Raw genomic sequence first — 12,930 nt, 5'->3', positions numbered from 1 at the left:
CGCGGCCGATGCCTGACCGACGGACCATGGAGGTGGCATGGAAGTAGTTTTTACTGCGCTCATCCTGCTGTTCGTGGTGGCGCTCACTGGTGTGCTGGGCAGTTTCGTGCGGTTTCTCCCGATTCCGCTGGTCCAGATCGCGGTGGGCGCTGCGCTCGCTTATCCGGGCGCGGGCGTCCACATCGATCTCGACCCCGAGATTTTCTTCCTGCTGTTCATCCCGCCGTTGCTCTTTGCCGACGGCTGGCGCATGCCCAAGCGCGAGTTCTGGCACCTGAGGGTGCCGATCATCGCGATGGCGCTGGGCCTCGTGATCTTCACGGTGCTCGGCGTTGGCTACTTCATTCACTGGATGATTCCGTCGATTCCGCTGGCCGTGGCTTTTGCCCTCGGCGGCGTGCTCTCGCCGACGGACGCGGTGGCGGTATCTGCGCTCACCGGGCGCATGCGTATGCCGACGCGGCTCATGCACGTGCTCGAAGGCGAGGCGATGATGAACGACGCGTCGGGTCTGGTCGTGTTCAAGTTCGCCCTCGTGGCGGCGACCACCGGCATCTTCTCCATCGGCAACGCCACGTTTTCGTTCTTCGTCATTGCGCTGGGCGGCCTGCTCGCCGGCTGGGCCGTGACGTGGCTCTTCACGCAGTTTCACCGCCGCGTGATGGACGCCTCGACCGAAGAACCTGCGACGGTCGTGCTGTTACTGCTGCTCATGCCTTTCGCCGCCTATCTGCTGGCGGAACACTTCGGCTTCTCGGGCATTCTCGCGGCCGTGGCTGCCGGTATGACGGTGAGTTCGACCGATCTGCTCAATACCCGCACGGTCACCCGCATTCTTGGCAACGGCGTCTGGTCGATGCTGGAATTCGTCTTCAACGGTGCCGTGTTCGTACTGCTCGGGCTGCAACTGCCGGATATCGTGCGCGCGGCGCTGGGGCCGAACGAGCACCTGTGGGGCACGCTCACGAAGCTGGGCGAACTGATGTTCTACGTCGGCGCGATTTCGGCTGTACTGATCGTGCTGCGGTTCTGCTGGGTGTGGGTGGCGTGGCGCGTGATGTATTTCATGGGCATGCGGCGCGGCGAAATTACCCTCAAGCCGGGCATCCGTTTTACGGGGGTGACGGCGCTCTCGGGCGTGCGCGGCGCGGTGACGCTGGCCGGTGCGCTCTCGGTGCCGTTGGCGCTGCCCGGTGGTGCGCCGTTTCCCGGGCGGGATCTGCTGATCTTTCTGGCCGCCGGTGTGATTTTGCTATCGCTGGTGGGCGGGAGTCTCGGCCTGCCGATTCTGCTGCGCGGCGTGCGCTGGCCGGCCGAAGACCCGCGCAATCGTGAGATGGGCGAGGCCCGTGTGGCGGCGTCCGAGGCAGCGATTCGCGCCGTCGAGTCGTTGCAGAAAGTGATTGCGAAGTCAGGTGACGAACTCGATACCGCCGTGTGCGCCGAAGCGGCGGCCCGCGTGATGGGGCGCTACCGTCGCACGCTCAATGCGTCGACAGCGACTGATGAGACGCGCGAGCGAGCAGTGCGGGAGGTGGAAGTCGAGCGCAGGCTGCGCGCGGCGGCGCTTCAGGCGGAGCGCGTGGAGTTGTCGCGGCTGCGCATCACGCATCGCATCAATGACGAGACGCTGCGCGAAATGCTGAGCGAAATCGATTTCGCCGAACTCGCGCTCGGGTCGGTGGACCCGGCGACAGGCAAGCGCACGAAACGCAGAAAGCACTGACGGGTGCGGGGATCAAGGGAGAACATCATGGATTGTCCGTTTTGCGCAGGTGACGGCGGCGACGTCGTGTGGCGCGACCCGGTGCTGCGGGTGGTGCTGGCGAACGAAGCCGGTTATCCGGGCTTCGCGCGCGTGGTGTGGGGTGCGCACGTGGCCGAGATGAGCGACTTGCCCGAGGCGGCGCGCGAACACGTCATGCGGGCGGTGTTTGCGGTCGAGACGGCGCAGCGCACGGTGATGTCGCCGCACAAGGTCAATGTGGCGAGTCTGGGCAACATGGTGCCGCACGTGCACTGGCACGTGATTCCCCGGTATCAGGACGATATCCACTTCCCGGGCTCGGTCTGGAGCGCGCCGCAGCGCGAGGTGGCGCCGGCGGTGCTCGCCGAGCGGGCTGCGTGGCTGCCGGCGTTGCGCGAAGCGATCGTGGCAGAATTGAGCCGCATGCCGGTTTGGCCGGCGTCCGCCTGAGCGCGTGGCCGCCAATCCCCTGAGCAGCTATACTTCCGGCCGGTGTGCGCGGCACATCGACTGAATTTCTGGAGTGACACACATGGCAGGGCTGGAGAAAGACACGCCGATTCCTGTTTCCCTCACGCTGCATCGCGTCTCGCGTGTGCTCGAGCTGGGATATGAAGACGGCAAACACTACCGGCTGCCGTTCGAACTTCTGCGCGTACTCTCGCCGTCGGCGGAAGTGCGCGGCCACGGCCCGGGGCAGGAAACGCTCCAGACCGGCAAGCGCGAGGTCGAACTGAACGGCCTTGAGCCGATCGGCAACTACGCGGTGCGCCCCGTCTTCTCGGACGGCCACGACACCGGCATCTATTCCTGGGACTTCCTCTACGAGCTGTGCGTGCGTCAGGACGCGCTGTGGCAGGAGTATCTCGACAAGCTGGCAGCCGCAGGCGTCGATCGCGACACGCCGATGCCGTCGTCCGCCAGCGGCCACGGCTGCCACCACCACTGATGCACCGGCGGCGCTGCGTGCGCCGCTTTCATGAATTGGAGATTGCGATGGGTGAACAGACCCACTTCGGTTACGAGACCGTCGACGAGAAGGAAAAGGCCGGCAAAGTCGCCGAAGTGTTCCATTCGGTAGCGAGCAAGTACGACGTCATGAACGATCTGATGTCGGGCGGCCTGCACCGCATCTGGAAAGCGTTCACTATTGGCCGCGCCGCCGTGCGCCCCGGTTTCAAGGTGCTCGACATTGCCGGCGGCACGGGCGATCTGTCGAAGGCGTTTGCCCGTCAGGCCGGTCCGACCGGCGAAGTCTGGCTCACGGACATCAACGAATCGATGCTGCGCGTGGGCCGCGATCGCCTGCTGGACGCCGGTATTGTTACGCCTGCGCTGCTGTGCGACGCCGAGAAGCTGCCGTTCCCGTCGAACTATTTCGATGTGGTGACCGTAGCGTTCGGACTGCGCAACATGACGCACAAGGACGCCGCACTGGCGGAAATGCGCCGAGTGATCAAGCCGGGCGGCAAGGTCATGGTGCTGGAGTTCTCGAAGGTGTGGCAGCCGCTTGAGAAGGCGTACGACACGTATTCCTTCAAAGTACTGCCGTGGCTTGGCTCGCGCATCGCGGGCGACGCGGAAAGCTACCGCTATCTGGCCGAGTCGATTCGCATGCACCCGGATCAGGAAACGCTGAAGTCGATGATGGAAGATGTCGGTCTGGAGCGGGTTGAGTACCACAACCTCACCGCCGGCGTAGTCGCGCTGCACATCGGCCGCAAGTTCTGATGCACTGAGCGGATGCGCCGAGAATAAGCACTCACTTACTTGATGCGGCGCAGCGCCCCGGTTGGTGGAAAAATTCCACACCGGGGCGTTTCTCTAAGTACAGGCTAATTTTGCTGTGGCAGAATCAGCCGTCGCGTTATCCCGTTTCAGTACGTAAAAAAGATGCTGAACCAATCCGATAAACGCCTGTCAGTAAACAGCACCTTATAACTCCACGGAGAGACCAGAGCGATGTTCCAGTTCATGAAAAACAAGCTGTTGTTGGGCGTAGTGGCCGGCGTTTTGGCGGTCGGCATGACGATCGCAGACGCTGACGCCAAGCGCGTTGGCGGCGGCCGGAGCGTCGGCAAGCAGTCCAACACCGTGACGCAGCGTCAGGCGACGCCGCAACAACCGGCCCAAAGCCCGAACGCCGCACCGAACCAAGCCGCACCGGCTGCTGCCGGCGCAGGCGCCGCAGGGGCGGCCGCCGCTGCCAAGCCGGCCAACCGCTGGCTCGGCCCGATCGCCGGTCTGGCCGCTGGTCTGGGTATTGCAGCCCTGTTGTCGCACTTCGGTATGGGTGGCGCGTTCGCCAGCATGATGGCCAACGTCATCATCATCGCGTTGATCGCCTTCGCTGTCCTGTGGGTCATCCGTCGCTTCCGCGGCAACAAGTCGCAGTCGCAGACCCCGGCCTACGCCGGTGCCAATGCGGGCAACGACGCGTCGAACAACACCCTGCGCCAGTCGTGGGATAGCCAGCAACCGGCTCAACAACCGTCAGCTTCGACTTCGTCGACGCAACCGGCGCTGTCCGCCGTCCCGGCCGCTGCCGGTGTTGCGGGTGCCGCAGCCGCTGCGGCAGGCCCGTTCGGCGTGCCGGCAGGCTTCGATGTCGAAGGCTTCCTGCGCAGCTCGAAGGTGTACTTCAACCGTCTGCAAGCCGCCTGGGACAAGGGCGATCAAGCCGACATCAACGAGTTCACCACGCCGCAGATGTTCGCGGAAATCAAGATGGACCTCGAAGAGCGCGGCAAGTCGACCAACCGTACCGACGTGGTTCAACTCGACGCCGAACTGCTCGGCATCGAGCAAACGACGAGCGAGTACATGGCCAGCGTGCGTTTCTCGGGTCTGATTCGTGAGACGGAAGGCGCTGCCGCCGAGCCGTTCAACGAAGTCTGGAACCTGACCAAGCCGGTGACCGGCAATGCGGGTTGGGTACTGGCCGGGATTCAACAGCTCTAAGCAGGCGCTGGGCCAGCATTAAGCTCCCGCCGTTTTTGCCGTAACCTGCCTTACAATAAGAGCCCGCGTTTGAAGCGCGGGCTCTTTTGTTTTTGCCGCCCGGCGAGGTATGCCGGGCGACGTCTTTCGGTGCGACCGGTGTTCTGCGCCGGTCGGCCGCCAAGCTCATGACCGTAGCCGCCAAAGCCTTTGCCGCCACCGTGAATCACTTGCTCGCCCGCGAACCGTGGGCGCGCGAACGCCTGCGCCAACACATCGGCGCCTCCGCCCGGCTGGCGATGTCCCCGTTCGACCTGCGTTTGCAGGTGGGCGACGACGGCTATCTCGCCGCCTTCGAGGCCGACACCCCTTGCGACGTCAGCATCGCGGTGCCCCCGTCGGCACTGGCCGACTTTGCGGGCGGTGGTCAGGCCGCTGTCATGCGTCACGTCAAGATCGAGGGCGACGCCGAATTCGCCAATACGGTGTCCTATCTTGCCCAGCACCTGCGCTGGGAGGCCGCCGAAGACCTGAGCCGAGTGATCGGTGATGCCGCCGCCCATCGAGTGACGGAAACCGGCAAGGCTGCCGTGGCCGGCGCACGCCGCACGGGCGCGACGCTGGCGCGCTCGCTGACCGATTACCTCGTGGAAGAGAACCCATTGCTTGTGGCCCGCCCACGGCTGGACACCATGCGCGACGAGATCGGCACGCTGCGCGACGATCTGGCGCGACTCGAAAAGCGACTCGAGAAACTTGAGCGCCAGCCCGGCGTGCCGCGTTCCACCGGAGGCCGCTGACCGATGCGACTTCTGCGCCTCATCAAGATTCTGTTCGTCTGCTATCGCTACGGCCTCGACGAACTGGTGCTCTCCAGCATTCCCCATCCCTTCGCACGCACGTTCATGCGCGTGCTGTCGTTCGGCCGCAGCGGACTGAAGGCACCGCGTGGCGAGCGTTTGCGTCTGGCGCTGGAAGCGCTTGGACCGATTTTCGTGAAGTTCGGACAGGTGCTCTCGACGCGCCGTGACCTGATGCCGCCTGACATCGCGCAGGAACTGGCGCGCTTGCAGGATCAGGTGCCCCCGTTCGATCCGGAGCTGGCCCGTGCGGCCATCGAGAAGTCGCTGGGCCGCCCGCTGGAAGAAGTGTTCGTGGAGTTCGAGCGCTCGCCGGTAGCCAGCGCATCGATTGCTCAGGTTCACTTCGCGCGTATTCGGGAAGGCCAGCATGCGGGCAAGGAAGTTGCTGTGAAGGTGCTGCGCCCGAACATGCTCGGCGTGATTGACAGCGATCTCGCTCTCCTGCGCGATCTGGCGGGCTGGGTCGAACGGCTCTGGCCGGACGGCAAGCGCCTGAAGCCGCGCGAAGTGGTGGCCGAGTTCGACAAGTATCTGCACGACGAGCTCGACCTGATGCGCGAGGCCGCGAACGCGGCGCAGTTGCGTCGCAATTTCATCGATTCGGGCATGTTGATGGTGCCCGAGATGTATTGGGAATTCAGCACCAGCACGGTGCTCGTGATGGAGCGCATGCGCGGTGTGCCAATCAGCCAGATCGATGTGCTGCGCGAGGCAGGCGTCGATCTGAAGAAGCTGGCGCGTGAGGGCGTCGAGATCTTCTTCACACAGTTTCTGCGCGACGGGTTCTTCCACGCGGACATGCACCCGGGCAATATTCTCGTGAGTCTCGATCCGGCCACGTTCGGGCGCTATATCGCGCTGGACTGCGGCATCGTCGGCGCGCTGTCCGAGTTCGACAAGAACTATCTGGCGCAGAACTTCCTCGCGTTTTTCCGTCGCGACTATCACCGGGTGGCGTCGCTGCACCTGGAGTCGGGGTGGGTGCCGTCCGACACGCGCGTCGAGGAACTGGAGGGGGCGATTCGCGCTGTCTGCGAGCCGTACTTCGACCGCCCGCTCAAGGAAATCTCGCTGGGGCTCGTGCTGATGCGCCTGTTCCAGACGTCGCGCCGCTTCAACGTGGAAATTCAGCCGCAACTCGTGTTGCTACAAAAGACGCTGCTCAATATCGAAGGGCTCGGGCGTCAGCTCGATCCGGATCTCGATCTGTGGAAGACGGCCAAGCCGTTCCTGGAGCGCTGGATGGCCGAGCAGATCGGCCCGCGTGGCTGGCTGGAACGGCTGAAGTCCGAAGCGCCGCAGTGGAGCAAGACCCTGCCGCAACTGCCGCGATTGATTCATCAGGCGCTCGCTGCCCATGCCCGTCCGCAGGACGACACGGTGCTGCTCGCGCTGCTTCAGGAGCAACGCCGCACCAACCGCCTGCTGACCGGCGCGTTCTGTCTGGTGGGCGGTGTCGTGATCGGGGTGCTTGCGGCGTTCATGTGGATCTATGGCGGATAAATCTCAGCAGGATCAGGGCGGGCAGGGCGGAGAGAGTGTGTCGAGTGCCGCGAACGGCACCCCCGGCGCGACGGGCTCATCCGTACCGGCATTCGCGCACCGTGATTCGTCGCGTGCCGAGTTCTGGAATGAACGCTTCGAGAAGGCGTTCATGCCTTGGGACGCTGCCGGCGTGCCGCTCGCGCTACGCGAGTTTGTCGCCAGCGAGGCCGCGCCTCAGGCGACGCTGATTCCCGGGTGCGGGGCCGCCTACGAAGCCGCATGGCTCGATGGTCAGGGCTGGCCGGTGCGTGCTATCGATTTTTCGCCGGTCGCAGTCGAGCAGGCCAAGGCGCTGCTGGGCTCGCGCGCTGAACTGGTCGATGAGGCCGACTTCTTCGCCTATACGCCGCCGTTCACGATCGACGTGATCTACGAGCGCGCGTTTCTCTGCGCATTGCCGCGCACGCTCTGGCAGGACTACGCCCGCCGGGTGGCGCAATTGCTGCCGAGCGGCGCCCGTCTGGCAGGCTTCTTCTTCCTGCGCGAAACCCCCAAGGGACCGCCGTTCGGCATTGCGCCCGAGGCGCTCGACGCCCTGTTGGCGCAGGATTTCGTCTGCGAAGTCGATCATCCCGTCGATGCGGCAGATTCGGTGCCGGTGTTCGCCGGGGCTGAACACTGGATGGTCTGGCGGCGGCGCTGAGCCGCTGAGGCGCCCGCCCAGCGTGTGCCGCGATGGCACGGTGCCACTGGCGCGAGACGCTCAGGAGCACGCAAGACCGAGGCCTGCGCCCACCGTTTCCCGAAATCTGCAACGTCCGGCACCGGGATTTGTGATTTTTTCCCCGCGCGTGTCCCGCGCCGCTATAATCGGCCCAAATTTTTTCGCCAGGTGGCAAAAACGGGCGCCCCCGAGCGCTGAACAGCATCAGCCCCGTCATGCTCGACCTGAATTTCTGTTGCCCGGAAGGCTGCGGCCCGCGGCACGGTTTCGTTAGTTCGCGTGTGCGGCCGCCGGCGGCCGGATCACGCCCCGCACACTGACGCTGCCGCCGCTACCGTCGCCCTGGGGCTTGGCTGGGGCCGCGTTATGCTGATCTGGTTTGTCATTTTGTATTGGGTCATTTCGGTGGCCATCGGGCTGCTGGCCGCCCTCAAGGTCCGCAATACCAAAGATTTCACCGTTGCCGGGCGCCGCCTGCCGTATGGCATGGTCATCGCCGTGGTGTTTGCCACGTGGTTCGGTTCGGAAGCCGTGCTCGGCATCCCGGCCACGTTCATCGGCGACGGCCTGCGCGGCATCGTGGCCGACCCGTTCGGCTCGTCGATGTGTCTGGTGCTCGTCGGCGTGTTCTTCGCCCGCAAGCTGTATCGCATGAACCTCATGACGATCGGCGATTTCTACAAGCTCAAATACAACCGCACCGTCGAAGTCGTGACGAGTATCGCCATCGTGATCTCGTACCTCGGCTGGGTGGGCGCGCAGATCAAGGCGCTGGGCCTCGTGTTCCATACGGTCTCGGGCGGCGCGATGTCAGAGCCCACGGGCATGATCATCGGCGCGGTGTCAGTGCTCGCATACACGCTGCTCGGCGGCATGATTTCGGTCGCCGTCACCGACTTCATCCAGATGATCATCATCGTGGTCGGTCTGGTCTACATCGCCGTGGAAGTCTCGGGCATGGTGCCGGGCGGCGCGACGGCCGTGATCGCCCATGCGGCCGACGCCGGCAAGTTCGTGTTCCTGCCCGCGATGAATCCCGCCGACGTGCTGGCGTTTATCGCGGCGGGCGTGACCATGATGTTCGGCTCGATACCGCAGCAGGACGTGTTTCAGCGCGTGATGTCGTCCAAGACGGAGAACATCGCGGTCGCAGGCTCCATCACCGGTGGCGTGCTGTACTTCTTCTTCACGTTCATCCCGATTTTCCTTGCTTACTCCGCGCTGCTGATCGCCCCGTCGATGGTGCAGAAGTACATCGGCACCGATCCGCAACAGATCCTGCCGCAGTTGGTGCTCACCAGCGTGCCGATCGTGGCGCAGGTGATGTTCTTCGGGGCGCTGCTGTCCGCGATCAAGAGCTGCGCGTCGGCCACGCTGCTGGCGCCGTCGGTCACGTTCGCCGAAAACATCATTCGCCCGATGCTGCGCGGCCCGATCGACGACAAGCACCTGCTGCGCCTGATGCGCATCGTGGTGCTGTGCTTCACCGCGCTGGTGCTGGTGTATGCGCTGAATTCGAAGGCGTCGATCTTCCAGATGGTCGAGAGCGCCTATAAGGTCACGCTGGTGTGCTGTTTCGTGCCGCTGGCGTTCGGCCTGTACTGGAAGCGGTCGAGCTCGCTGGGCGGCACGCTTGCCGTGTTCAGCGGTCTGGCCGCCTGGATCGGCTGCGAAGTCCTGGCGCCCGAGGCCCTCGTGCCGCCGCAACTCGCTGGCCTGCTGGCCTCGATTACGGGCATGGTCGTGGGTTCGCTGCTGCAACCGGCCTCCGAGCGCGGTCAGCCGCCGGGCCAAGAGGTGTCGACGATCTGAGCCATCTGCGCCGCGAGCGTGGCGACTGTGTGAGCGCTCGCTTTTACGCGAGATGCCGTTCCACGTCGCTGTGGGGCAGAAACGTCAAATACGGTGACGCGAGACCTTGATCTTGCGTCACCGCATGCCCATATATCTCCGGACAAATCCCGAAAGCCTTGTGAAGCGGTTATAATTCAAGGCTTTGCGCGCCTTTTCCCGTCGGAAAGAATCATGCCTATCTACGCCTATCGTTGCGAAACATGCGGTTTCGCGAAAGATGTGCTGCAAAAAATGAGCGATACCCCGCTCTCCCAGTGCCCGGAATGCGGCAAGGAAACGTTTCGCAAGCAGGTGACTGCGGCGGGCTTCCAGCTCAAGGGTTCGGGATGGTATGTCACGGACTTCCGGGGCGGTTCGGGCGGCGCAAGTGCACCGGCTTCCGGCGCGGCGGCGTCGACGGCAGCAGCCTCGCCGGGCGATAGCGCTTCGGCATCGTCGGGCTCGTCGGGCGGCTCGGACGCATCGGCAGGTTCGTCGGCTTCGTCCGCTTCGGACGGCGCGTCGTCGAGCGCCCCGGCGGCCAGTTGCGGTGGCGGCTGCGCTTGTCATTAAGTGTTGGCAGCATGACCCGTATTGCCCGAATTACCTGTATTGCCTGAATTGCAAGATTAAGCAGAACGACGCGTCCGGCCCGGCGGCCTGGCGCGTGATTGACCCCGCTGACCCAGTAGCCGCCGACATTCGCGAGTCCTGCCATGAGCGTCAAAAAACCCGCGTTGAAGACGATTTTCCTCACCGGCCTGCTGGTGCTGGTGCCGCTCGCCATCACGTTGTGGGTGCTGGGCCTGATCATCGGCACGATGGATCAGACCTTGCTGCTGCTGCCTGACGACTGGCAGCCGTCGCACCTGATCGGCATGCGCGTGCCGGGCTTCGGCGTAGTGGTCACCCTTGCGTTCGTGTTCGTCGTCGGCCTTCTGGCGCATAATTTCATTGGCCAGAAGCTGGTCGGCTGGTGGGAAGCCGTGCTCACGCGCATTCCCGTGGTCGGACCGCTGTACGGCAGCGTCAAGCAGGTGTCCGATACATTGCTCTCGAGCAATGGCAACGCGTTTCGCAAGGCGTTGCTCGTGCGTTATCCGCACGCGGATTCCTGGACCATCGCCTTCCTGACCGGCGCGCCGGGCGGCGACGTGGTCAATCACTTGCAGGGCGAGTATGTGAGCGTTTATGTCCCGACGACGCCGAACCCCACGTCAGGTTTCTTCCTGATGATGCGGGCGAGCGACGTGGTCGAGCTCGACATGACGGTCGATGCCGCCCTCAAGTACATCGTATCGATGGGCGTGGTGGCGCCCGCCCACAACCCGCGCCAGCAGCGTCCCGGCCCGCTCCTGTGAGCCACCGGTGACTCCCGGCGTCATTTTTTGAAAATCGGAACAGCAAAATGTCCATGCGTACCTCCTACTGCGGTCTGGTGACCGAGCAACAACTGGGCCAAACGGTCAAGCTTTGTGGCTGGGTCAATCGCCGCCGTGATCACGGCGGGGTCATCTTCATCGACCTGCGCGATCGCGAAGGTCTGGTGCAGGTCGTGTGCGATCCGGACCGCGCAGAGATGTTCAAGGCCGCCGAAGGCCTGCGCAACGAGTTCTGCGTGCAAATTACCGGTCTGGTACGCGCCCGTCCGGCAGGCACGGAAAACGCCAACCTGACGAGCGGCAAGATCGAAGTGCTGTGCCATGAGCTGCAAGTGCTCAATCCGTCGGTCACGCCCCCGTTCCCGCTCGACGACGAGAACCTGTCGGAAACGACGCGCCTCACGCACCGCGTGCTGGACCTGCGCCGCCCGCAGATGCAATACAACCTGCGCCTGCGCTACAAGGTGGCGATGGAAGTGCGCAAGTATCTGGACGCGCAAGGCTTTATCGACATCGAAACCCCGATGCTCACGAAGAGCACGCCGGAAGGCGCGCGCGATTATCTGGTGCCGTCGCGTGTGAACCCGGGCATGTTCTTCGCGCTGCCGCAGTCGCCGCAGCTCTTCAAGCAGTTGCTGATGGTGGCCGGCTTCGACCGCTACTACCAGATCACCAAGTGCTTCCGCGACGAAGACCTGCGCGCTGACCGTCAGCCGGAATTCACGCAGATCGACTGCGAAACCTCGTTCCTGTCGGAGCAAGAGATTCGCGACCTGTTCGAGAACATGATTCGTCACGTGTTCAAGGAAGCGATCAACGTCGAGTTCGACGCCAAGGTGCCGGTCATGCAGTACTCGGAAGCGATGCGCCGCTTCGGTTCGGACAAGCCGGACCTGCGCGTGAAGCTCGAATTCACCGAGTTGACCGACGTGATGGGCGACGTGGACTTCAAGGTGTTCTCTGTGCCTGCCACGACCGAAGGCGGCCGTGTGGTGGCCCTGCGCGTGCCGGGCGGTTCGGAAATTTCGCGTAGCGAGATCGATGCTTACACCGACTTCGTGAAGATTTACGGTGCGAAGGGTCTGGCCTGGATCAAGGTCAATGAAGTGGCCAAGGGCCGCGACGGTCTGCAAAGCCCGATCGTGAAGAACCTGCACGACGCTGCCATCGCCTCGATTCTCGAGCGCACCGGCGCGCAAGACGGCGACATCATCTTCTTCGGTGCCGACAAGGAAAAGGTCGTCAACGACGGTATCGGCGCGCTGCGTCTGAAGATCGGTCACTCGGAGTTCGGCAAGAGCCACGGCCTGTTCGAAGCCGGCTGGCGTCCGCTGTGGGTCGTCGACTTCCCGATGTTCGAATACGACGAGGAAGACGCCCGCTGGGTGGCCTGCCATCACCCGTTCACGAGCCCGAAGGACGAGCACATCGACTATCTCGAGACCGACCCGGGCAAGTGCCTGGCGAAGGCCTACGACATGGTGCTCAACGGCTGGGAAATCGGTGGCGGTTCGGTCCGTATCTTCCAAGAGGAAGTGCAGAGCAAGGTGTTCCGCGCGCTGAAGCTGGGTGAGGAAGAAGCCCGTGCGAAGTTCGGCTTCCTGCTCGACGCGCTGCAATACGGCGCGCCGCCGCATGGTGGCATCGCCTTCGGTCTGGACCGCGTCATCACGATGATGGCCGGTGCCGATTCGATTCGCGACGTGATCGCGTTCCCGAAGACGCAACGCGCGCAGGATCTGCTCACGCAAGCCCCGTCGCCGGTCGACGAGCGCCAACTGCGCGACCTGCACATCCGCCTGCGTCAGTCGGAAGCGCCGAAGGCCTAACGAATCTCGCGGGCGTGCCGCTCGTGATGAAACGTTCGAACCCCCTCTGCCGCAAGGCGAGGGGGTTTTTGTTTATGGGCACCGGCTCCGCATCATTGCCCATTACAATGACTCACCAGCGCGACGC

At 63.9% G+C, this 12,930-nt stretch carries 12 protein-coding genes; all 12 read left to right on the top strand.

What is annotated here, in order from left to right:
* Positions 1–37 precede the first annotated feature (37 nt).
* The 12 genes from CDV44_RS18155 (at position 38) to aspS (ending at position 12,803) form a co-directional block, all read left to right on the top strand.
* Complete coding sequence (locus CDV44_RS18155) at positions 38–1,726, top strand: Na+/H+ antiporter (protein WP_058377408.1); 1,689 nt, start codon at positions 38–40, stop codon at positions 1,724–1,726.
* A 27-nt stretch (positions 1,727–1,753) separates the two neighbouring features.
* Entirely contained in the window at positions 1,754–2,197 is a 444-nt protein-coding gene (locus CDV44_RS18150; RefSeq protein WP_058377409.1) for an HIT family protein, read from the top strand.
* An 82-nt stretch (positions 2,198–2,279) separates the two neighbouring features.
* Positions 2,280–2,696, top strand: a complete 417-nt coding sequence (locus tag CDV44_RS18145) for a gamma-butyrobetaine hydroxylase-like domain-containing protein (RefSeq protein ID WP_087689359.1) — start codon at positions 2,280–2,282, stop codon at positions 2,694–2,696.
* A gap of 47 nt (positions 2,697–2,743) precedes the next feature.
* Complete coding sequence (gene ubiE, locus CDV44_RS18140; RefSeq protein ID WP_058377411.1) at positions 2,744–3,478, top strand: bifunctional demethylmenaquinone methyltransferase/2-methoxy-6-polyprenyl-1,4-benzoquinol methylase UbiE; 735 nt, start codon at positions 2,744–2,746, stop codon at positions 3,476–3,478.
* A gap of 243 nt (positions 3,479–3,721) precedes the next feature.
* A complete protein-coding gene (locus CDV44_RS18135; protein WP_087690701.1) occupies positions 3,722–4,708 on the top strand; it encodes a Tim44 domain-containing protein in 987 nt (328 codons plus the stop codon).
* A 167-nt stretch (positions 4,709–4,875) separates the two neighbouring features.
* On the top strand, positions 4,876–5,487 hold the full coding sequence (locus CDV44_RS18130) for an SCP2 domain-containing protein (protein WP_087690699.1): 612 nt from the start codon (positions 4,876–4,878) through the stop codon (positions 5,485–5,487).
* Between the two features lie 3 nt (positions 5,488–5,490).
* Positions 5,491–7,053 carry a ubiquinone biosynthesis regulatory protein kinase UbiB gene (ubiB, locus tag CDV44_RS18125; protein WP_058377412.1) on the top strand — a complete coding sequence of 521 codons (1,563 nt, stop codon included), beginning with the start codon at positions 5,491–5,493 and terminating at the stop codon, positions 7,051–7,053.
* On the top strand, positions 7,043–7,738 hold the full coding sequence (locus tag CDV44_RS18120; protein WP_087689356.1) for a methyltransferase domain-containing protein: 696 nt from the start codon (positions 7,043–7,045) through the stop codon (positions 7,736–7,738). Before ubiB ends, CDV44_RS18120 begins: the two co-directional genes overlap by 11 nt.
* Before the next feature lie 387 nt (positions 7,739–8,125).
* Positions 8,126–9,571 carry a sodium:solute symporter family protein gene (locus tag CDV44_RS18115; protein ID WP_087689353.1) on the top strand — a complete coding sequence of 482 codons (1,446 nt, stop codon included), beginning with the start codon at positions 8,126–8,128 and terminating at the stop codon, positions 9,569–9,571.
* Positions 9,572–9,784: 213 nt separating this feature from the next.
* Positions 9,785–10,165: an FmdB family zinc ribbon protein gene (locus CDV44_RS18110; protein ID WP_087689350.1), complete on the top strand. Its 381-nt coding sequence runs from the start codon at positions 9,785–9,787 to the stop codon at positions 10,163–10,165.
* 143 nt (positions 10,166–10,308) lie between these two features.
* The gene (locus tag CDV44_RS18105) at positions 10,309–10,953 is read left to right on the top strand and encodes a DUF502 domain-containing protein (RefSeq protein WP_058377416.1); all 645 of its coding nucleotides are present in this window, start codon (positions 10,309–10,311) and stop codon (positions 10,951–10,953) included.
* Between the two features lie 47 nt (positions 10,954–11,000).
* On the top strand, positions 11,001–12,803 hold the full coding sequence (gene aspS / locus CDV44_RS18100) for an aspartate--tRNA ligase (RefSeq protein WP_058377417.1): 1,803 nt from the start codon (positions 11,001–11,003) through the stop codon (positions 12,801–12,803).
* Positions 12,804–12,930 lie beyond the last annotated feature (127 nt).

The sequence above is a fragment of the Pandoraea sp. PE-S2R-1 genome (genome assembly GCF_002179865.1).
GTDB lineage: Bacteria > Pseudomonadota > Gammaproteobacteria > Burkholderiales > Burkholderiaceae > Pandoraea.
This window is presented reverse-complemented; position numbering and strand designations above follow the sequence as displayed.

Excerpts from the sequence above, each read along its gene's own strand:
- CDV44_RS18115 (WP_087689353.1), top strand. The coding sequence starts at position 8,126 with ATGCTGATCTGGTTTGTCATTTTGTATTGGGTCATTTCGGTGGCCATC.
- CDV44_RS18130 (WP_087690699.1), top strand. The coding sequence starts at position 4,876 with ATGACCGTAGCCGCCAAAGCCTTTGCCGCCACCGTGAATCACTTGCTC.
- CDV44_RS18110 (WP_087689350.1), top strand. The coding sequence starts at position 9,785 with ATGCCTATCTACGCCTATCGTTGCGAAACATGCGGTTTCGCGAAAGAT.
- aspS (WP_058377417.1), top strand. The coding sequence starts at position 11,001 with ATGTCCATGCGTACCTCCTACTGCGGTCTGGTGACCGAGCAACAACTG.
- ubiB (WP_058377412.1), top strand. The coding sequence starts at position 5,491 with ATGCGACTTCTGCGCCTCATCAAGATTCTGTTCGTCTGCTATCGCTAC.
- ubiE (WP_058377411.1), top strand. The coding sequence starts at position 2,744 with ATGGGTGAACAGACCCACTTCGGTTACGAGACCGTCGACGAGAAGGAA.
- CDV44_RS18150 (WP_058377409.1), top strand. The coding sequence starts at position 1,754 with ATGGATTGTCCGTTTTGCGCAGGTGACGGCGGCGACGTCGTGTGGCGC.
- CDV44_RS18155 (WP_058377408.1), top strand. The coding sequence starts at position 38 with ATGGAAGTAGTTTTTACTGCGCTCATCCTGCTGTTCGTGGTGGCGCTC.
- CDV44_RS18135 (WP_087690701.1), top strand. The coding sequence starts at position 3,722 with ATGAAAAACAAGCTGTTGTTGGGCGTAGTGGCCGGCGTTTTGGCGGTC.
- CDV44_RS18145 (WP_087689359.1), top strand. The coding sequence starts at position 2,280 with ATGGCAGGGCTGGAGAAAGACACGCCGATTCCTGTTTCCCTCACGCTG.
- CDV44_RS18105 (WP_058377416.1), top strand. The coding sequence starts at position 10,309 with ATGAGCGTCAAAAAACCCGCGTTGAAGACGATTTTCCTCACCGGCCTG.
- CDV44_RS18120 (WP_087689356.1), top strand. The coding sequence starts at position 7,043 with ATGGCGGATAAATCTCAGCAGGATCAGGGCGGGCAGGGCGGAGAGAGT.